This is a genomic window from Pelotomaculum sp. FP (assembly GCF_004369245.1).
Classification (GTDB): Bacteria; Bacillota; Desulfotomaculia; order Desulfotomaculales; family Pelotomaculaceae; genus Pelotomaculum_C; species Pelotomaculum_C schinkii.
Genome location: NZ_QFGB01000010.1, coordinates 19,101 through 38,967, shown reverse-complemented (window position 1 = coordinate 38,967; position 19,867 = coordinate 19,101). Strand labels below are relative to the sequence as shown.

General features: G+C 49.1%; 19 protein-coding genes. All 19 read right to left on the bottom strand.

Annotated elements, in window-relative coordinates; all coding sequences use genetic code 11:
• Positions 1-86: 86 nt before the first annotated feature.
• The gene (locus Psfp_RS05875; RefSeq protein WP_134217623.1) at positions 87-2,282 is read right to left on the bottom strand and encodes a polyribonucleotide nucleotidyltransferase; all 2,196 of its coding nucleotides are present in this window, start codon (positions 2,280-2,282) and stop codon (positions 87-89) included.
• A gap of 147 nt (positions 2,283-2,429) precedes the next feature.
• Positions 2,430-2,699 carry a 30S ribosomal protein S15 gene (gene rpsO, locus Psfp_RS05870; RefSeq protein WP_134217622.1) on the bottom strand — a complete coding sequence of 90 codons (270 nt, stop codon included), beginning with the start codon at positions 2,697-2,699 and terminating at the stop codon, positions 2,430-2,432.
• 92 nt (positions 2,700-2,791) lie between these two features.
• Entirely contained in the window at positions 2,792-3,013 is a 222-nt protein-coding gene (locus Psfp_RS05865) for a hypothetical protein (protein WP_134217672.1), read from the bottom strand.
• Between the two features lie 5 nt (positions 3,014-3,018).
• Complete coding sequence (locus Psfp_RS05860) at positions 3,019-3,246, bottom strand: hypothetical protein (RefSeq protein ID WP_134217621.1); 228 nt, start codon at positions 3,244-3,246, stop codon at positions 3,019-3,021.
• A gap of 112 nt (positions 3,247-3,358) precedes the next feature.
• Positions 3,359-4,297 carry a bifunctional riboflavin kinase/FAD synthetase gene (locus tag Psfp_RS05855; protein ID WP_134217620.1) on the bottom strand — a complete coding sequence of 313 codons (939 nt, stop codon included), beginning with the start codon at positions 4,295-4,297 and terminating at the stop codon, positions 3,359-3,361.
• Position 4,298: 1 nt separating this feature from the next.
• The gene (gene truB / locus Psfp_RS05850) at positions 4,299-5,243 is read right to left on the bottom strand and encodes a tRNA pseudouridine(55) synthase TruB (protein ID WP_134217619.1); all 945 of its coding nucleotides are present in this window, start codon (positions 5,241-5,243) and stop codon (positions 4,299-4,301) included.
• Entirely contained in the window at positions 5,243-6,217 is a 975-nt protein-coding gene (locus Psfp_RS05845) for a bifunctional oligoribonuclease/PAP phosphatase NrnA (protein WP_134217618.1), read from the bottom strand. The genes truB and Psfp_RS05845 overlap by 1 nt, the downstream gene beginning before the upstream one ends.
• Positions 6,210-6,569, bottom strand: coding sequence for a 30S ribosome-binding factor RbfA (rbfA, locus tag Psfp_RS05840; RefSeq protein WP_134217617.1), 360 nt, complete (start codon positions 6,567-6,569; stop codon positions 6,210-6,212). The genes Psfp_RS05845 and rbfA overlap by 8 nt, the downstream gene beginning before the upstream one ends.
• Positions 6,570-6,699: 130 nt before the next feature.
• A complete protein-coding gene (gene infB, locus Psfp_RS05835; protein WP_134217616.1) occupies positions 6,700-9,633 on the bottom strand; it encodes a translation initiation factor IF-2 in 2,934 nt (977 codons plus the stop codon).
• A 4-nt stretch (positions 9,634-9,637) separates the two neighbouring features.
• Positions 9,638-9,970: a L7Ae/L30e/S12e/Gadd45 family ribosomal protein gene (locus Psfp_RS05830; RefSeq protein ID WP_134217615.1), complete on the bottom strand. Its 333-nt coding sequence runs from the start codon at positions 9,968-9,970 to the stop codon at positions 9,638-9,640.
• Positions 9,970-10,236, bottom strand: coding sequence for a YlxR family protein (locus Psfp_RS05825; protein ID WP_134217614.1), 267 nt, complete (start codon positions 10,234-10,236; stop codon positions 9,970-9,972). Before Psfp_RS05825 ends, Psfp_RS05830 begins: the two co-directional genes overlap by 1 nt.
• Before the next feature lie 12 nt (positions 10,237-10,248).
• Positions 10,249-11,331 (bottom strand): transcription termination factor NusA, encoded by a 1,083-nt coding sequence (gene nusA / locus Psfp_RS05820; RefSeq protein WP_134217613.1) that lies wholly within the window; start codon positions 11,329-11,331, stop codon positions 10,249-10,251.
• Between the two features lie 21 nt (positions 11,332-11,352).
• Positions 11,353-11,814: a ribosome maturation factor RimP gene (gene rimP / locus Psfp_RS05815; protein ID WP_134217612.1), complete on the bottom strand. Its 462-nt coding sequence runs from the start codon at positions 11,812-11,814 to the stop codon at positions 11,353-11,355.
• A gap of 258 nt (positions 11,815-12,072) precedes the next feature.
• Positions 12,073-13,233: a glycosyltransferase gene (locus Psfp_RS05810; RefSeq protein WP_243120498.1), complete on the bottom strand. Its 1,161-nt coding sequence runs from the start codon at positions 13,231-13,233 to the stop codon at positions 12,073-12,075.
• A gap of 27 nt (positions 13,234-13,260) precedes the next feature.
• Positions 13,261-14,973, bottom strand: coding sequence for a proline--tRNA ligase (locus Psfp_RS05805; RefSeq protein ID WP_134217610.1), 1,713 nt, complete (start codon positions 14,971-14,973; stop codon positions 13,261-13,263).
• Positions 14,974-15,402: 429 nt separating this feature from the next.
• Positions 15,403-16,452 (bottom strand): flavodoxin-dependent (E)-4-hydroxy-3-methylbut-2-enyl-diphosphate synthase, encoded by a 1,050-nt coding sequence (gene ispG / locus Psfp_RS05800; RefSeq protein ID WP_134217609.1) that lies wholly within the window; start codon positions 16,450-16,452, stop codon positions 15,403-15,405.
• Between the two features lie 95 nt (positions 16,453-16,547).
• A complete protein-coding gene (rseP, locus tag Psfp_RS05795) occupies positions 16,548-17,597 on the bottom strand; it encodes an RIP metalloprotease RseP (RefSeq protein WP_134217608.1) in 1,050 nt (349 codons plus the stop codon).
• A 26-nt stretch (positions 17,598-17,623) separates the two neighbouring features.
• On the bottom strand, positions 17,624-18,778 hold the full coding sequence (locus Psfp_RS05790; RefSeq protein WP_134217607.1) for a 1-deoxy-D-xylulose-5-phosphate reductoisomerase: 1,155 nt from the start codon (positions 18,776-18,778) through the stop codon (positions 17,624-17,626).
• Positions 18,779-18,814: 36 nt separating this feature from the next.
• On the bottom strand, positions 18,815-19,855 hold the full coding sequence (gene ytvI, locus Psfp_RS05785; RefSeq protein WP_134217606.1) for a sporulation integral membrane protein YtvI: 1,041 nt from the start codon (positions 19,853-19,855) through the stop codon (positions 18,815-18,817).
• Positions 19,856-19,867: the final 12 nt, after the last annotated feature.

The following is a 19,867-nucleotide window of genomic DNA, read 5'->3' as shown; positions in this document are numbered from 1 at the left end:
CAGGTAAGATTATTTTTCAAAAATGAAAAAACCTCTTAAGTGAGGTTTTCTAATATCATAAGGGTTTTTGAGACGGCATTGGGATGTTATTCTCTGCGTCTGGACGACCGGTTCTGCCGGTCGTTTTTCTCCTCGCCCCCCTCGGGCGCCGGCATGGCATCTTTTTTGGAGAGCTTCAGGCGGCCCTGGTTGTCGTAGCCGATAACCTTGACCAGGATCATATCCCCTTCTTTAACAACGTCCTCCACTTTGTTAACCCTATGGTGAGCAAGTTGAGAAATATGAACGAGGCCTTCTTTGCCGGTCAGTCCCAATACACCGGGTATGACTTCTACAAAGCAGCCGAAGTCCATTATTTTGACTACCCTGCCGTTGTATATTTCCCCGGCCTGCACTTCCTTGGTCAGGCTTTCAATAATCTCCAGCGCCCTCTTGCCTTTTTCCTGATCCACAGCGGCAATAAATACTCTGCCGTCATCCTCTATATCTATATCAGCTCCGGTTTCCTCGATGATCTTCTTGATTATCTTACCGCCTGGACCAATCACATCCCTTATTTTTTCCGGGTCAATAGTAGTGTGGATAATCCGTGGAGCGTGGGGAGACAACTCAGGTCTGGAGGCGGGGAGTACATCTAGCATTTTCTGCAATATATGCATGCGGCCCTCATGAGCCTGGGCCAGCGCTTGTTCAAATACCTCCTGGCTAATCCCGGCAATTTTAATATCCATCTGCAGCGCGGTAATTCCTTTTACTGTTCCGGCTACTTTAAAATCCATATCACCCAGGTGATCTTCAAAGCCCTGAATATCAGTCAGAACTGTAAGCTGGTCGTCTTCCTTAATTAAACCCATGGCGACACCTGAAACCGGGGCGCTAATCGGAACACCGGCGTCCATCAGGGCCAGACAGCTGCCGCACACACTCCCCATGGAAGTTGAGCCATTTGATTCAAGCGCTTCAGAAACAAGCCTGATCGTATAGGGGAAAGCGCCCTCATCAGGGATCACTGCCGACAACGCCCGTTCCGCCAAAGCCCCGTGTCCTATCTCCCGGCGTCCCGGTGACCGCATCGGCCTGGTTTCACCTACGCTAAAAGGTGGGAAGTTGTAGTGGTGGATAAACCTTTTTGACTCTTCAACACCCAGGCCGTCAAGGATCTGTTCCTCCGATATTGTCCCCAGGGTCGCCGATGAAAGGATCTGGGTTTGTCCCCTCGTAAAAAGGCCTGATCCATGCGCCCGCGGAAGTATGCCTACCTCAACCGTTATGGGCCGTACCTCGTTGAGGGCCCGCCCGTCGATCCTTATTCCCTTGGTTACGATCATCCTGCGCACCAATTGTTTTTCTATTGATTCCAGCAATTCTTTTATATCGTTTTCCTGCTCCGGAAATTGTTCCAGAAACTGCTCCACCAATTCAGCTTTAATTTCGTCCAGGAAATTATCCCTGGTAAGCTTGGAGAGTTTTTCGCTGCTGCAGCGAATGAGCGCTCCCTCAATTTTGGGAGTGGCCGACCGGGTAACAATATCCACCAATTCTGGCGCCGGCTCGGTGATTTCCGGTAATATTTTTGCTTTGGCCAGTCCTTTTGCTAATGCTGCCTCGCGGTAACTTTCAATAAAATCAACGATATCCCTGACAGCGCTATGGCCGTAAGCGATAGCATCGAGCATAATCTTTTCGGGTATTTCTTTAGCTCCGGCTTCCACCATCATGACCGCGTCTTTTGTTCCCGCTACGACGAGGTGCAGGTCGCTCTGCTCGGCTTGCGCAAGGACAGGATTAATTACCAGCTCCCCGTTGACCCGGCCGACAATAACACCACCGATTGGGTATTTCAAGGGTATTTCAGAAATATGCAGGGCCGCTGAAGCGCCGATCATGGCTGCTATCTCCGGAGCGTGGTCCTGATCGACCGACATGACCGTGGCAATCACCTGCACCTCGTTTCTGAGTTGTTTTGGGAAAAGCGGCCGAATCGGCCTGTCAATCAACCTGCCTGAAAGTATGGCCTTCTCGCTGGGGCGGGCTTCCCTCTTAATAAAGCCTCCGGGGATTTTGCCTACAGCGTAAAATCTTTCCTCATAGTCGACCGTCAAGGGGAAAAAGTCTATACCGGTCCTGATATTACGCGCCATCGTCGCTGTAACAAGGACGGCAGTTTCACCATACCGGACAAAAACAGCCCCGCCTGCTTGCTTCGCCAGCTTTCCTGTCTCCAGGGTCATAGGTCGTCCACCTATGTTTAATTCCATTGTTAAAACCGGGTAATCTGACATTAATGGGATATACCTCCTGTGCAATAAGAAAATATTTACAAAATAATGCTATTCGACATTTTTAATATTATTTCCTTCTCTTAGGATAAAAATAACACCTGGTCCTGAAATCAGAAGAAGCGGGTGAACCCGCTTCCTTAACAACATCTATTTCCTTAAACCGAGCTTCTCAATTAATGAACGATACCGGTCAAAGTGACGGTCTTTCAAATAATTGAGCAGAGCCCTTCTTTGACCAACCATTTTCAATAGTCCCCGCCTGGAGTGGTGGTCGCCCTTGTGGATTTTAAGGTGTTCTGTAAGGACGTTGATCTTCTCAGTCAAAACCGCCACCTGCACCTCTGGGGAACCTGTATCATTCTCGTGTAACTTGTATTTTGTGATCACACTTTGCTTATGGTCGCTAGTCAAGGCCATGCCGTTCACCTCCTTTTTCTCTTCAATCGCTGTTGGCCAAGTTAACCGCCGGAGAACGAGTTCCCTAGCCAACAGTTCAATTTTAATGGGTTTTATTTCCCAATAATTGTTATTACAAGTCGTCCTCCCGGAATGTCCTTGGCAACTATATCGAAAACACGGCCCGACTTGGCAAAGAAACCCCGAAAGCGGGTGGCTGTCGGTATGCGTCCAGGTAATCCACCGGCCGCGTTCACGATATCGGCAACCGTAATCTTGTCCTGTCTGATGTCTCTTAATCGCTTCCGCGCGTGTTCGGTAATGATTACCTTCATCTGGATCAATAGACATGAGACTGATAAGACTGTTCATCTTCTTCCTGGGCCAGGAAGGAATAAAGAGCATCCTGAAAAGCCGTTAACCGAACATTCTCTACATTCGACTGGTTGTAGATAGTTTCCAATTCCAGTTTGAGAGATTGAAACTCTTCGCTCAAACAAATCATGGCGATATGACTGAGCAATTTTTTTATTTCTTCTTCTGGAGGGTCGAACTTAGGAATCCCCACGGTTAACGTCTCCTTTTGTTATGATCCGGGACGTTTAACGCGTTAATTGTAGCACAATCTGGTGTGCATGTAAACGCCGCCCTCTCAAAATTATATTTAGACCACACACCTTTTATTCTCTGATTTTCAAGCTTTCCGCTCTGGCTTCTAATATGTCTATTTCAATTTGTTTTACCAGTTCTGAGGGTGTTGCAAATTTTTTTTCTTTTCTTAATCTCCTGGTAAAACTTACTTTTATGTGAATGCCATAAAGATCTTTATAAAAATCCAGTAAGTGTACCTCGATATTCCTGTTATTAGTATTAAAAGTAGGTTTAACACCAATATTTGCAACTCCGAAATAAGATTCTCCGTCAATATGTACCTTTGTTAAATAGACACCATTTGCTGGAACCAACAAGGTCTGGTCTATATTCAGGTTTGCCGTAGGAAAGCCAAGGATGTTCCGGCCACGCTGCTCACCGGTTACCACTTCTCCTTCTACAAAAGGATAGTATCCCAGGTATTTTGCAGCTTCGGTCACTTCACCTCTGACCAGCAGACCTCTGATCAGGGTGCTGCTGACAGGTTGCCCTTCAATCGCAATGGGAGGTATCACTCTGAGCTCAAACCCGTAGACAGCCGACAATTCTTCCAGTAATGCAGGCGTTCCTCGACCGTAACGGCCAAAGGTGTAATTATATCCGATTACAACGCCACAGGCGCCCATTTCTTCATGAAGGACATTTTTCACAAAGTCTTCCGGCGACATACTTGCAAAATCCCGATCAAAAGGTATCTGAAGAAGTACTTCGACTCCAAGTTTGGCAAAGAAATTTTGCTTGGCTTTCTGGGATATCAGGAGGAGTGGACTTTTTTCAGGCTTTAGTATGGCCAGAGGATGAGGATGAAAAGTGAATACGGCAGGTGTTCCTCCAACCTTCCTGGCCAAAGCCACCAGATCGGCAATCAATTTCTGGTGGCCAATATGTAAACCGTCAAAGTTACCCAGGCCGACTACGATTTTGTTATGCTTTTCCTTAATTCCATGCCAGTGATGATATAGTTGCAATTTAATTCCCCCCTGCTTGGGCTTGCAAGACGCAGACTGGTTTAAAAACCAGTCTGTCCTGATATTCAGGGTCCAAGATGGTTTCAGCCACCGCCAAAAGTCCCTCCGGTCCTACCAGCTGTACCAAATCCCCTTCAGACAAATTTTCCGGCATTTGGTAAACTCCCGGCTGATATAACTTTGAACCTGATGCGACCGCAGTAGCGGCGCCGTTTTTTACTGTTACTACGGGTAAGCCAAAAAGCGCCTTTTCCATAGGTATGACTTTGTCCATAAGTTTGCAATCAATTGCCGCAGCCTTAATTTCTTCCAGTGTCGCTGAATCGGATATGTTAAAAATTCCGGCCCTGGTACGCACCAGAAATGACATGTGAGCTCCACAACCCAAGTAGCTGCCCAGGTCCTCACATAAAGTCCGGACATAGGTCCCCTTTGAGCAGCGCAGGTGCAGCAAAGCTCTTGGGCGCGTGCTGCCCCACCCGGTTCCCCATATATACTTCAGTGAATAGATAGTAACCTTGCGTGCCGGGCGGTCTACCACAATTCCGTCCCTGGCTAATTGGTAAAGCTTTTTTCCCTGCTGTTTAATGGCGGAAGTCATTGGCGGAACCTGGCTGATCTCTCCGGTAAAGGCAGTTAAAGAGTCGCGGACGGTCTTCTCGGTAAGTCCTGCCGCGTTGCCTTGCGCGGTGACCAGGCCAAAAGAATCGCCGGTTGACGTAGCCAGCCCAAAGGTTATTTCAGCACGGTATTCCTTCGTATCATCTACCAGAAACTGTGACAGACGGGTGGCCTGCCCCAGACAAACAACCAGGACTCCAGCCGCGCCAGGGTCCAGCGTTCCAGTATGCCCCACTTTTTTTAGACCAGTTGTACGTCGAACAAAATTAATCACATCGTGGGAAGTCATGCCAGGTGGTTTGAGAAAGTTTATAATACCGTTCATTAGGCTGTTCCCCCGGTTGCTAATACAGCTTCCCTCGTTACCTTATCCTGAACCTCCCTAAGGGCGCCCTGTAAAATACATCCGGCCGCTTTTGCGTGACCGCCACCTCCGAATTGAACAGCCAGCATGTTTACATCCACAATATTTTTGGAGCGCAAGCTAACTTTATACGTACCCTCCAAAATTTCTCGGAAAAGAAGTCCAACCTCAACCCCTCTGATCGACCTGCAGTAGTTAACCAGTCCTTCCGTATGTTCATCCAGGGCGCCGGTATTTTTTAGCATTTCCAATGTAACCGTCATCCAGCATACTTTTCCGCAGGGGGACATTGTCAGTGTATGTAATGCTTCCCTCAATAAAACCAAGGCAGCCTTTGGCTTTTCTTCATGTAATAGTATATTAATTTGGGCTCCTGGAGCACCGAATTCGAGCAGTTCCGCTATGCGGCGGTGGGTACCGGGAGTAACGTTATCGTATTGAAAGGAACCTGTATCCGTTACAATTGCAGTATAAAGGTTTATGGCTGTTTCAACAGGAATACTTACCTGCATAAGCTTTAGCAGGTCAAAAATTATTTCCCCGACGGCTGCAGCCGCCGTGTCAATGTAGCAATACGTCCCCAAGATACCAGGACCGGCATGGTGGTCAATATTAATAATGACCTTTTTGCTTGTTAAAAGATCCTGGTAGTCCCTGCCAAGCCGCTCGGGTACCGAGCAGTCCAGAATGATGAATGTATCATAAACGCCATCCGGCGGCGCGCCTGTCTTAAAACGTTCAACACCTGGCAAAAATTCATATATAGCCGGGATGGGGTCTGGTCCGGCCATGACCACTTTCTTGCTCATAGCCTCCAGGCTCAAGCCGAGCGCTAAAACTGAACCCAGGCAGTCCCCATCCGGCATAATATGGCCGCAAATCAATATACTCTCGGAACGCCTAATGGCAGCAGCTATATCGTACAGATTAGTCATATTGCCCAGCGTCCTTGTCCTTGACTTCATTCATCAGCGCTATCAGCCTTGAGCCTCTCTCTATAGATTCATCAAGTTTAAAGGTAATCTCCGGCATATAGCGCAGGCGGATTCTTTTAGCCAATTCCCCCCGTATAAAACCATGGGCTTTTTGAAGCGCTTCAAGAGAAGCTTTCCGCTTAGCCGTCTCGCCAAAAACACTGATGTAAATATTTGCATAACGAAGGTCTTTGGATACTTCGACTGAGGTGATGGAAACAAAGCCAATCCTTGGATCTTTTAACTCTTCTGTTAACAGTTCAGATACTTCTTTTTTTATAGCCTCTGCCAACCGCTCAGGACGAAAGGACATAACCGCAAACACCACCTTCAGTTTGATGCGGAAGTGGAATATATGAACCTCAAGAAATCCCGTTGCTAAATATATATTTCCCCAAGACTAATTTAAAAAAGCATTATTTCTTTCCAATTTCCAGCATGGGCTAGGAAAGCTCACGCTTAATTGCTTCAATGGAAAATGCCTCGATAATGTCCCCTTCTTTAATTTCATTGAATTTCTCCAAAGCCAGGCCACACTCATAGCCCTGGACGACTTCCTTAACGTCGTCCTTAAAACGTTTCAGAGAATCAAGCTTTCCTTCATGCACTACGATCCCGTCACGAACTACCCTTACCCCGGCGTCTCTTTCAAGTTTGCCTTCAAGGACATAGCACCCGGCAATAGTACCTATTTTGGAGGCCCTGAAAATCTTGCGTATCTCGGCCCTTCCAAGCATTACCTCCTTGTATTCCGGATCAAGCAATCCGCTCATTGCCGCCTTTACGTCTTCAATAGCGTCATAAATAACCCGGTAGAGACGCACATCTACCTTTTCGCTTTCGGCAGCCTTTCTGGCGTTGACATCGGGACGGACGTTAAAACCTATTATGATGGCATTAGAGGCTGAGGCAAACATGATGTCAGTCTCACTAATAGCTCCCACGCCGCCATGAATGATATTTACCTTTACCTCTCCGGTGTTGAGGCGTTCCAAGGCCTGGCGCAGCGCCTCAACCGATCCCTGCACATCGGCTTTGACAATAATCCCCAGTTCTTTGATCTGTCCTTCCTGGATATGCTTGAACAGGTCTTCCAGAGATACACGGGTGGTTGTTTTGAGTTCTTCCTCCCGCTTCTTAGTTTGCCTGCGAGCGACAATAGTCCTGGCCAGCTTTTCATCCTCAACCGCCATGAATATGTCTCCTGCCAGCGGAACATCTGAAAAGCCAATGACTTCTACCGGAGTAGACGGCCCGGCTTTTTTAATGCGGCGGCCTTTATCGTCCATCATCGCCCGGACCCGGCCCAAAGCAGCTCCGGCAATAATCGTATCACCAATGTTCAAGGAACCGTTTTGGACCAGTACGTTGGCAACTGGTCCGCGCGCCTTGTCCAGTTCCGCCTCAATAACCGTACCTCTGGCAGGTCGGTTCTGGTTGGCCTTGAGTTCGCTGACTTCAGCCACCAGCAGGATCATTTCGAGAAGATCTGTTAAGCCTTCCCTTTTAATTGCCGAAACATTGACGCAGATGGTATCCCCGCCCCATTCCTCTGCCACCAGGCCGTGCTCGGTTAGTTCCTGCTTGACCCGATCAGGGTTGGCGCCGGGTTTGTCAATTTTATTGATAGCAACAATAATAGGGACTTTGGCATCTTTAGAATGGTTGATTGCCTCAATGGTTTGCGGCATGACGCCGTCATCCGCTGCCACAACAAGTATGGCAATGTCGGTGACCTGCGCTCCCCGCGCGCGCATTGCGGTAAAGGCTTCGTGACCCGGGGTGTCCACAAAAGTAATCTTTTTACCATTGTGTTCTACCTGGTAAGCCCCGATGTGCTGGGTAATTCCACCTGCCTCGGTGGCGGTCACATTCGTCTCCCGGATCGCGTCCAGTAAAGAGGTTTTGCCATGGTCCACATGGCCCATCACCGTTACCACACAAGGCCTGGTCTGTAGAAGAGCGCTGTCTTCTTCAGGTTCTTGCATCAGCTGCGCTTCAAGGTCAACCGGTAGTTTTATCTCTACCTCATAACCATATTCCTCAGCCAAAATCAAAGCAGTATCGGTGTCGATTTCCTGGTTAATGGTAACCATTACACCCATACTGAGCAACTTCTTAATCAATTCAGCCGGCCCTTTATGCATTTTCAAGGACAGTTCCTGTACCGTGGTAGATTCGCCAAGTATAACCGGCTTTTTCTCCACCGGCTGAAGCGGCTTTATTTCGTGTGATTTGGCCGGTCCTTTCTTACGCGGGCCCGTTCTGTGACGTAGTTTTCCTTCAGCATGTTCCGCGATGGCGCTGCGTTTTTCATAGCGGCCCTTTGCTGTCTTCTGGGCGCCGGGTTTGGATACCGGCTTCTGTTTATCGGGAGTTTTTGTTTGCAGCAAGGCCGGCCTGCCTTTATCGTCCGGTCTAGCCATCGGCCTGATTGCCTGCTGGTCCGTCCTTGGTTTCGCAGCTGTACCTGGCCCGCGATCAAACACCCTTCTATCAGATGGCCCCATCGGGGCTGCTCCACGTTCGCCAACTCTCGCACCGGTTACTGCCGGACCACCTCCCGGTCTGAATCCTCCGGCCGATCTCTGATCCTGGGGTCTACCTGGACCTCCCTGCCGCGGGTAGCGCGGAGTTGGCCCCTGTTGTGGCGCCGTGCCCGGTGTTCTTCCTTGGGGTTGAGGCTTGGTCTGTCCCTGGCCTCTTTCATGGAAAGGACGATCCGGTCTAGCATGTTCACCTTGCGGCCTGGTTTGGCCGGTACGTCCCTGCGTTGGTTTGGGCATGGCCGGTTGTTCCGCAAGTGGCCGCTCTAACTGCCTTTTTTCCTGCAAGGGGCGATCCTGTTGAGGTTTATCAAATTTCGGGCGCTCCGGCGGGCTTTCAACCATTTTAGGTTTAGTCTGCTGCTCAACTTTAGGGGCCCCCCAGGGTCGTGCTTGTTTTTCAGGCGGTTTTTCCTGAAAGCGCCGGTCCGGTGGGCGTGAAGGGACGCGGTCTACCAGCCCGGGTCCTCTATTATAATCAGTCCTGTGTCTGGAGCCGGACTGTGTACCCCGGTTCTTATCGGTTTTTTTAGCATCCAAAGCATTCTTTTCTTTATCTCTTCTGAGATCACCCTTGGATTCCCTGGCGGTTGGCGCTGCCGCGTTTGGCGCGCCTCTGGTTTCAGAGACTTTTGAAGTCCTTTCGGAAACCTTCTTTTCATCGGCCTGGCCAGCCTTGCGGTATTGTCGCAGGATTTCACCAACATCCTTGTCCTCAATGGTACTCATATGGGACTTGACTTCAATACCCATTTGGCTAAGTTTCTTAATAATCTCTTTACTTTCTATGTTAAGTTCCTTGGCAAGTTCGTGTACGCGTTTTTTTACCATATAATCACCTCCAGGTTTTTTGCTCTGTTCGGTTGGCCTCTCCCCTTTCGAAAGCTTCAAGAATCCCTTTGGCCATATGCTCATCTGTAATAGCCAGCGCTGTACGCGGCGACTTACCGATTAGTCTGCCAAGATCATCCTTCGAGCCATAATATAGTACAGGAACACCTCTTGCAGCCGCCAACCCGCTCAACTCTTGAAACGACTGTGTCGCCGTATCATTCGCTATCAATAACAGCCTTGCCTTTCCTCTGTTAAGATTGCTTTTTACCGCAAAAGCTCCCGAAGCAAGTTTTCCAGCCCGCTGCCCCAAACTGATTAACCTTTCTACCGTCATTATTTTACCAACCCCTGCTTCAGTACTTCCAAAATATCCTGTGTTATTGTGCGCTGCAGGGCTTTATCCAGACGTTTACCCTTGATAGCTTTTTGCAGACATTCAATTTGCGGGCAGATATAGGCGCCGCGGCCGGAAAGTTTTCCGGTCGGGTCGATCTCAATTTTATCGTCGGGCGTCCGCACTACACGGATTAGTTCTTTTTTGGCCCTCATCTCATGGCACCCGACACACATGCGCTGGGGAATCTTTTTCACCCTGGGCACCTGGCCAACCCCCTATTCATCTTCCTCTTCAAACAGTTCTCCATATTCATCAGGGTAAATTTCCCGCATCTGCGTCTCACTCTTGATATCTATTTTCCAACCGGTAAGCTTAGCTGCCAGACGTGCGTTTTGTCCCTCTTTACCAATGGCCAGGGAAAGCTGGTAGTCGGGCACAATCACTCTCGCAATTTTCTCTTCCTCCCATATCTCTACAGCAACAACCTTGGCCGGGCTTAGTGAACTCGCTACAAATTTGGACGGGTCGGGATTCCATTTGATGATATCAATTTTTTCTCCGTTAAGTTCGTTGACAATGTTTTGGACCCTCATTCCTTTTGGTCCGACGCAGGAACCAACCGGATCGATATTTTCATCTTTGGAGTAAACCGCTATTTTTGAACGGGCGCCTGCTTCACGGGCGATGCCTTTAAGTTCCACGACACCCTCATGCAGTTCAGGAACCTCCAGTTCAAAAAGCCTTTTTAAAAGACCGGGGTGAGTCCGGGAAACAAGAATTTGGGGACCCTTGGTGGTCTTTCTGACTTCAATAATATAGGTCTTCAGCCTTTCCCCATGCCGATACTCCTCTCCAGGCATCTGTTCTGAAGGCGCCAGGATTGCCTCGGTTTTCCCCAGTTCGATAAATACATTCTTTTGTTCCATCCTTTGGACGATCCCTGTTACAATGTCACCCTCGCGGTTGGCAAATTCTTCGAAGATAATATTGCGTTCGGCTTCCCGGATTCTCTGTACAACCACTTGTTTGGCTGTTTGGGCGGCAATCCGTCCGAAGTTTCTGGGGGTAACCTCTGTTTCAACAATATCTCCCTGGTCGTAATTGGGGTTTATTTGTTGAGCCTCTTCGAGCGTTATTTCCTGCCGCGGGTCTTCAACGTGCTCGGTGACCATACGTTGGGTATACACTTTAAAGTCGCCTGTTTCGCGGTCAATGTGCACACGGGCATTTTGCAGGGAACCAAAATTACGCTTGTAAGCTGAAAGCAACGCTGCCTCAATGGCCTCCAGCAAAATATCAACCGAAATGCCCTTTTCTTTCTCAAGTTCTTTAAGGGCTTCTAAAAATTCGGTGTTCATAATTCTTCCTCCCTGAACTGTTTAAAATTCCACTTCAAGGTGCGCTCCTGCAACCTGTTCGAACGGAATTATTATTTCCGAACCGTTAACAGCCAGCACCACGTCACTGCCGCGAAGACCTATAAGGCGTCCACGAAAATTCTTTTTGCCTTCAAGCGGCGCATATGTAGTGATATTAGCCAGACTACCACTGAAACGGTCGTAGTCAGCAGGCTTTTTTAAAGGCCTTTCGATCCCCGGCGAGGATACTTCCAGTATATAGGACTGGGGTATCGGATCCGTTTCGTCCAGTATTAGTTCTATTTCTCTGGAGACGTTCTGGCAGTCCTCGATATCTACTCCGCCGGGTTTATCTATAAAAATACGCAGGTACCAGCCGTTGCCTTCTTTTGTAAAGGTCACATCTACCAGTTCCAACTCAACATCCTCAAATACCGGCTGGATCAATGCCGCGACTGTCGCTGCTGTTTTCTGTTTAGCCAAAAGGAGCCCTCCTGTTATATTTACTGCAAGCAATTCTGGTTACTTATTTAAACTTATATTCAATATCCATGTAAGACGAAAGAGTGGGTATTACCCACTCCTTGAAAAATCACAAATCTCCCCTTGCCCCAAACCAGAGTTATTATAACACAAAAGACAATTGTTGACAAGAGCATGATAGACATAACTGCCAACAAGGAAGGAAAGAGCTGCGGAAAATAACTTTCTCCAAACAACTTGACTACAAATTTTAAAAAGCTAAAGAACTTTTAGATCACGAACTACATGCGACATATAATCAACCACGTCGTAGGCTGCTCCGGGTTTCCCCAAGCCAAGAGCCGCGCTGGCCATACTGGCGATATCGCTTTGTTTGTGCAAATAGTTGGTAATGACTGCAGCCAGGTCTTTTTCTTCAACCTTAACGCCTGCCTGCATTGAACAAATAAATTCGGTATTCCTTTCCTCTTGTCCCGGCAGGGGATCAACAATGAACATTGGCAATCCCAGCGACAGGGCTTCAGCGCATGTTAAGCCGCCTGCCTTTCCGACCATTAAATCCGATGCGGCCATCAATTGGTGAATATTATCTACAAAGCCGTAAAGGCGAATAGCACACGGCAAACTGGGGATAGTTCTTGCTAAACGTTCATAAAGGACCTTGTTGGCGCCGCTGACCACGATCAGCTGAAGCCGGTTATTGCCGCTGCCGAGTGATTTTACGGCAGACAAGAGTGGTCCCATGCCCAAACCGCCACCCACAAGCAGGATGGTTGTAAGGTCGGGGTCAAGATTGAGTTCTAATCTCAAGCGATATTTATCGTAAGGCTTGCTGAAGGCAGGGTCAATTGGTATGCCCGTGGCCCTAATCCGTTTTTTTTCTATGCCGTACTGCTCGCACTGGGGTATTAGAGCTTCTGAACCTACGATATAGGTATCAACATGCGGAAAAATCCAGAATGAGTGAATGGTAAAATCGGTAATAGTGGCAACCGCCAGCCCGTTGAACTTTCCCCTTTTCTTCATATACGAGATAATACCAAGTGGAAAAGGATGGGTGCAAACAATAATTTGCGGTTCGAAATCCCTGATATATGCCATCAGCCTGGGCGCGCTCAGGAGGCTTAAGATCCTGTTGAATTCCTCTTTCCCACGGCCTGATAAAGGCTGTCCCCACTCCGACCGGCGGTAGAGATAACCATATAATACGGGTGTCATCTTAAGCATTTCCATATAAGTGCCGAGGACAACCTTTTCGAGCAAGGGATTGGCATAGCGGAAGGTATCCAAAATAACAACTTCAGCTTCCGGAGCAAGAGAGCCGCATGCTTTTTTAATGGCCTCGGCTGTTCGCATGTGACCGGCGCCAACCGATACCGATAAAATAAGTACTTTCCTGAGCTTGCCGATTGTGCCCACCCATTTTCAAAGAATCTTTATACTATATTATAGTTCTGCGAGCATTTCCAGTACGGTTTTTTCCAGGTCCCGGGTTGCCGTCAGGGTGACCTCGCCCGTTTTGCGTGGCCGTATTTCAACACGGTTTTCAGAAACAGCTTTGGCCCCTATGGTTATGCGCAACGGGTAACCAATCAGGTCCGCGTCCTTGAACTTGACACCCGCACGCTCGGGCCGGTCATCTATTACAGTTTCAACACCGGCTTCTAATAACCGGTGATACAGTTCCTCGGCTAACGCGACCTGGGTTTCGTCCTTGGCGCTGACAGGAATGACGACCACCTGGAAAGGAGCGATGGCTACCGGCCAAATAATGCCGTTCTGATCGTGGTTCTGTTCAATTGCCGCGGCCATGGTACGGGAAACTCCTATCCCGTAGCATCCCATGATAATCGGCAGGCTCTTGCCGCCTTCATCCAGGTAGGTTGCGCCTAAAACCTTGCTGTACTTGTCGCCCAGCTTGAAAATCTGCCCTACTTCAATGCCCTTTGCTTCCAGCAGTTTAGAACCGCAATGGGGACATGGCTCACCGGCCTGGACCATACGGATATCTTTTATCATATGAACTTCAAAATCGCGTCCTGGATTAACGTTAAGGCAGTGTATGTCATTTGTATTGCTACCTGTTACAGCGTTGACCATAGCCATCACCTCGGGGTCGGCCACAATGGTACAGCCCTTCAACCCCACCGGACCGGCAAAGCCTACCGCCGCGCCGGTCACCTGCTGGACAGTTTTTGGTCCCGCCAGTTCCAACCGCAGGCAGCCCAGAGCATTCGAAAGTTTTATTTCATTGATTTCGCGGTCACCCCGCACAAGCGCGGCCGCCACTTCTCTTTCAGTCTCGTAAAGAATCGTCTTGATAATTTGTTGAGGAGAAATACGTAAAAACTGTGCAACTTCTTCGACGGTACGGCAGCCGGGAGTTTCAGCCCTGTTTAGCGGGTAGAGTGTCTCTTCAGGTGTTATCTCACCAACCGGCACGGAAGCCTTTTCATTGTTGGCGGCGTAACCGCAGACTGGATTTTCACAGTAAAGTATAATTGCTTCTCCTGAATCGGCCAGGACCATAAACTCATGGGTAGCACTGCCTCCAATAGCCCCCGAGTCTGCCTCCACCGGCCTGAAACGTAAACCGCAGCGTTCAAAAACACGGGTATACGCCACGTGCATTTTTCTGTAGCTGACCTCCAGTCCGTCCGCGTCCCGGTCGAAGGAATAAAGATCTTTCATGATAAACTCCCGGCCTCGCAGCAGGCCAAAGCGTGGTCGCCGTTCATCACGGTACTTATTTTGAATCTGGTATAACAAGATCGGCATCTGCTTGTATGAATTCACTTCCCCACGCACCAGCGCGGTAATGATTTCTTCATGCGTTGGCCCAAGGGCAAAATCGCGTTCATGCCTGTCCTTAAGCCGGAAAAGCTCAGGGCCATAGACGTCCCACCGGCCGGATTCCTGCCAAAGTTCGGCAGGCTGGATTATGGGCATCATAATCTCCTGACCACCCTGGCGGTCCATCTCTTCCCGAACAATTTGTTCGATTTTTTTAAGGACGCGCATACCCAGCGGCAGGTAGGTGTATACACCCGTTGCCGTCCGCCTGATATAACCTGCTCGCAGGAGGAGCTGGTGGCTTACCACCTCGGCTTCGGCCGGGACTTCCCGTAAAGTAGGCGCATATAACTCTGTAGCTCGCATGATAAAAACCTCCCGATATATGTAAAATAATTATTAAATAATGACATGATATCTCTAAATAATATATTTCAGAATAGTGCATTCCTCTGTGGTGATGTGCGAATGAACCACCATTATTTTCTACAATGGTGGACATATTTCATGTCATTTGCCCCACCTGTCTCAAGAATATTGCTCGAAAAGGCTTGACTTGCGGGCTTGGGGTTATCCGGAGCGAGCGGAGCACCTGGGTGCGTTCCTTAGCGCGTGCGTTGCATGCAGAAAAGCTTAAATAGCGCGTAGCTAACGGATGGCTGTCTGTAGATGCGGTCGGCATAATGCTCTTGTTTCACAAATGTAGAATTGCAAAGCGAGCGGAGGATAACCCCAAGTCCACTACCCCAGGTGCTTTTCGAGAACCAGTTAACAATGACCTATGAATTTTATATATCAGATGGTTTCGATTTCTTTCATGAGTTCTTCCAGCAGCTTCTCTTCCGGGACCTTCCTGACAACCACGCCTTTTTTAAAGATGAGCCCTTCCCCTTTGCCGCAGGCTATACCCACATCTGCTTCTCTTGCTTCCCCGGGACCGTTGACCACACAGCCCATAACGGCAACCCTGATGGGCTTGTCCAGTACTTTGAGCCTTGCTTCAGTTTCCTCTGCCAGTTTAATAAGGTCAACCTGGGTGCGCCCGCAGGTGGGACAAGAGATCAAATCCACACCCCGGCGGCGCAGCCCCAGGGCATTCAGAATATCATAGGCCACTCTGACTTCATGCAGCGGGTGTCCGGTAAGCGAGACCCTTACGGTGTCACCAATTCCTTCGCTTAATAGGATGCCAATTCCTACCGCTGATTTAACAGTCCCGGTGGCCAGCGTACCCGCCTCAGTCACCCCGATATGAAAAGGGTAGTCGACTTTCCCGGCCAGGCTGCGGTAGGCTTCAACCATCAGCGGGACGCTGGAGGCCTTTAAGGATACCTTGATATCCGTATAGTTCAATTCCTCCAGGATATGTATGTGCCCCATGGCGCTTTCAACCATGGCGGCAGGTGTGACTCCGCCATATTTGGTTAACAGACTTTTTTCCAAAGAGCCTGCATTAACTCCAATCCTGATCGGGACTCCCCGCTCCCTCGCGGCTGCCGCGACTTCTGCGACTTTGGACCGGCCCCCGATGTTGCCCGGGTTAATCCTTAAGCCCTGCGCTCCGGCTTCAAGAGCCATCAAAGCCAGCCGGTAGTCAAAATGGATGTCGGCTATAAGAGGGATGTCAATGCCGCGGATAATTAAGGGTAGAGCAGCTGCCGCCCAGTGGTCGGGAACCGCCACGCGAATGATTTCGCAGCCCTCCAGGGCGAGCCTGTTAATTTGGGCGATGGTGGCGGCGGCATCCCTGGTGTCGGTATTGGTCATGGACTGAACGGACACCGGAGCGCCACCGCCTACCATTACTCCGCCAACCATAAGCGGCCGGCTTTTTCTTCTGTTCATCGCTTACCCACCTTACCCATCCTAAAACAACATCACGTTTGCCTTTATAATCTGGATGTGATACGATTTGTATGAGCATGTTCGTCCGTGACGAGCTAATTTTGCCCTGGAACGTTATTAACCACAAAAATACTAAGGATATCATTATAGGTGATTACCACCATCAACAAGAGCAACAGGCCAAATCCGACCAGGTGAATAAAATTTTCTTTCACCGGGTCGACCGGCCGCCCTCTTAGTTTTTCCCAGAACAAAAACAGGATCCGGCTGCCGTCAAGGGCCGGGATGGGAAACAGGTTAAAAAGGCCCAGGTTGATACTTAGAAAAGCCGCCAGCTGCAGCAGGAAAAAGAACCCAACCTCGGCGGCCTTGCCTATTTCAGAGACAACCCTAACCGGTCCCCCAAAATCGGCAGGGGCCTGACCAAAAATCATTTTAGAAACAAAATCAAGGATCATAAAGGTAACACGGCCAGTCCACGCCAATCCCTGGCCAATCGACTGGATTAGGCCAAGCTTACGTGTCCCCGGTCCCACAATGAACCCAATCTTGCCGGCGCCGTTTTCATCAGCAGTCGTACGGATATTCAATCGCTGTTCCACATTGTTTCTCAGTACCGTAATTTCGATATTCTGGTTGGGTCGGGCGCTAATCAGCCCAATCAGTTCATCCTGGTTCTCAATATGCTCACCATTTATCGCCAAAATCTTATCACCCGGCATTATCCCGCCTTGCATGGCAGGGGAATCGGGCAAGGTTTCTACAGTTACAACCCCGTCAGGAATGCCCTGAAAAGCAAAAATCATTGCTAACAGCATCGCTGCCAACAGAAAATTCATAAAGGGTCCGGCAAATATAACGGCAATTCGCTGACCTATGGTCTTCTTATTAAACCCCCTCAGCTCATCGCCTTCTTCGATTTCCTCGTTAGGTTCCATGCCGGCCATGCGGACAAAGCCACCCAGGGGCAGCAACCGCACGTTATACTGGGTTTCCCCCCCGGTTGCCCCGGCTATTTTGGGACCAAACCCCAGGCTGAATTCAATCACCTTGATGCCAACCATTTTAGCGACAAAAAAATGTCCAAGCTCGTGAAAGAAAACCAATAGCCCAAAAACAAAAACTGAAGCTGCAAATGTCAACATTTTAACCACCCCGGATTTCTCTTAAATCAGAACCTAAGGAATTCCCCAGCCGTTGCTCTCGCCCAAAGGTCTGCTTCCATTATTTCACCCAGATCAGGATTGTTTATACTGGCGTGTTTTTCCATTACCTTTTCCACCACCGTGGGGATACCCAAAAAGGTTATCCTTTTTTGCAGAAAGGCATAAACTGCCGTTTCATTCGCTGCGTTTAATACGGCGGGCATGGTGCCCCCTGTCTTCCCTGCTTCATACGCCAGGCGCAGGGAGGGGAATTTTGATGTGTCCGGAGCTTCAAAGGTAAGTTTAGGTAACTTTGTCCAGTCAAGCCTGGGCGCCGGTCCTGGTACGCGTTGCGGAAAGGTCAGGGCGTACTGGATTGGCAGACGCATATCCGGCAGCCCCATCTGGGCGATCACTGAACCGTCCTTGAATTCAACCGCTGAGTGGATAATGCTCTGCGGGTGAACAACTACATCAATTTGGGCGTAATCCACCCCAAATAACCACTTCGCTTCAATTACCTCAAGGCCCTTATTCATCAAAGTAGCTGAATCTATGGTGATTTTACTTCCCATGTTCCAGTTGGGATGTTTCAAAGCCATCTCAACCGTTACTTTTTCAAGGTCTACACTGTTTGCGCTACGGAAGGGACCCCCTGAAGCTGTGAGAATTATCTTTTCAAGTTGATCAAATGGATATCCGTAGAGGCACTGCCACACGGCGGAATGCTCGCTGTCAACCGGAAGAAGAGCCTTACTTTTCCTGGTCGCCAAATCCATCACCAGCTGCCCCGCAGCCACCAGTGTCTCCTTGTTGGCCAGGGCTACATCCTTGCCGGCGCTCAGCGCGGTGAAGGTAGGATGAATTCCTGCCACCCCGGTAACGGCGATAACAACCAGATCTGCTTCAGGCATCGCGGCAAGGTTTTTCATCCCTTCTATGCCCCAGTCCAGATCAAGTTTATCTTGTGGCGACAGTTCTCTTTTTAAACGCGACAAATCTTCTTGCTCCGCTAAAGCAGCGGCGCGGGGCTGGAATTCGTTTATTTGTTCAGCTAAAAGGCGTGAGTTTCTTCCTGCTCCGAGCCCAACCACTTCAAATTCACCCGGCAGATTCCTGATTACATCCAGGGTCTGTGTGCCTATTGAACCGGTACTGCCGAGGACGACGACTCTTTTCAATATACTTTGCTCCTATTATCGTTATAAGTACGAAAATTATCTTTGGGGTGATCTTACCGCCTTCATAACTGCCTTACCGCCAATCAAGATAATAGGACCCAATATAAGGCCGGCCAGGCCAATCGTTTTAAGTCCCGCATACATGGCGAGCAGTGTTTCCAGGGGGTGCAGGCCGAGGTTGGCTGAGACGATTTTAGCTTCCATAACCTGCCTTACCACCAGCACTAACCCGTACAATATGGTCAATTTGACGCCAAAGGCGGTAGCGCCTGTGACAAACGACCAGATTATCCAGGGAACATAAATCGTGGCCGGCCCCAGGACCGGTATCATATCAAAAACGCCGATCAAAAGCCCCATGGTGAGAGCATAGTCTGCTCCAATAAGGTAGAGTCCGGTAACGCTGAGCACGATCGTAATCAGTACCAGCACCGCCTGCGCCCTCAGGTATCCAATGAAGGCAGCGGTTATCTCCTGCAGAATGGCAACTGTTTTTTCGCCCCAGGGCGCAGGAATATACCGGAGCAAGAGCCCAATAATCAATTGCCGGTCGCGGGCCAGGAAATAGGTGGCCAATAAGCTGACGAGCATGATGGTGAAGGTGCCGGGTACAATTGAGAGAAAGGCAATAATTGAGTTTGCCGACCTGGTAATCAGACTCTGTAAGTTGGCAGTCAGAATGGAAATATTCTGTTCCAGGGACGAAGTAACCCCCGGTGGAAGTGTGATGTAAAAGGCAGTTACTCTATCAATAAAAAACTGGTAATAGAGACTTATTTCCGCCGCCACGCCAGGCAGAGAAACAGAGAGCTGAATTAATTCAGCGACCAGCTTGAGAATTATTGCTGAAAAAACTACGCCGATGCCGCCAAATACAACAAACATAGTAAGCAGTACCGCAAAACCGCGGGGCATACGCGACCTGCGCTGGATTAACCGTATCAACGGCTCCATCAGCGCGGTAAAAAAAAGGGCGATGATAAAAGGCACAAAAATTGGAAGCACGTAAACATAGGCTGCCATAAACACCAATATCGCAATGGCGGCATAAACAATCAGCAAGATTGGCTTTGGCAACTTTTACCACCC

Excerpts from the sequence above, each read along its gene's own strand:
- rbfA (WP_134217617.1), bottom strand. The coding sequence starts at position 6,569 with ATGTCCTTTCGTCCTGAGCGGTTGGCAGAGGCTATAAAAAAAGAAGTA.
- Psfp_RS05830 (WP_134217615.1), bottom strand. The coding sequence starts at position 9,970 with ATGACGGTAGAAAGGTTAATCAGTTTGGGGCAGCGGGCTGGAAAACTT.
- nusA (WP_134217613.1), bottom strand. The coding sequence starts at position 11,331 with ATGAACACCGAATTTTTAGAAGCCCTTAAAGAACTTGAGAAAGAAAAG.
- rpsO (WP_134217622.1), bottom strand. The coding sequence starts at position 2,699 with ATGGCCTTGACTAGCGACCATAAGCAAAGTGTGATCACAAAATACAAG.
- ispG (WP_134217609.1), bottom strand. The coding sequence starts at position 16,452 with ATGAACAGAAGAAAAAGCCGGCCGCTTATGGTTGGCGGAGTAATGGTA.
- rseP (WP_134217608.1), bottom strand. The coding sequence starts at position 17,597 with ATGTTGACATTTGCAGCTTCAGTTTTTGTTTTTGGGCTATTGGTTTTC.
- Psfp_RS05875 (WP_134217623.1), bottom strand. The coding sequence starts at position 2,282 with ATGTCAGATTACCCGGTTTTAACAATGGAATTAAACATAGGTGGACGA.
- Psfp_RS05805 (WP_134217610.1), bottom strand. The coding sequence starts at position 14,973 with ATGCGAGCTACAGAGTTATATGCGCCTACTTTACGGGAAGTCCCGGCC.
- Psfp_RS05845 (WP_134217618.1), bottom strand. The coding sequence starts at position 6,217 with ATGACTAATCTGTACGATATAGCTGCTGCCATTAGGCGTTCCGAGAGT.
- infB (WP_134217616.1), bottom strand. The coding sequence starts at position 9,633 with ATGGTAAAAAAACGCGTACACGAACTTGCCAAGGAACTTAACATAGAA.
- Psfp_RS05865 (WP_134217672.1), bottom strand. The coding sequence starts at position 3,013 with ATGAAGGTAATCATTACCGAACACGCGCGGAAGCGATTAAGAGACATC.
- truB (WP_134217619.1), bottom strand. The coding sequence starts at position 5,243 with ATGAACGGTATTATAAACTTTCTCAAACCACCTGGCATGACTTCCCAC.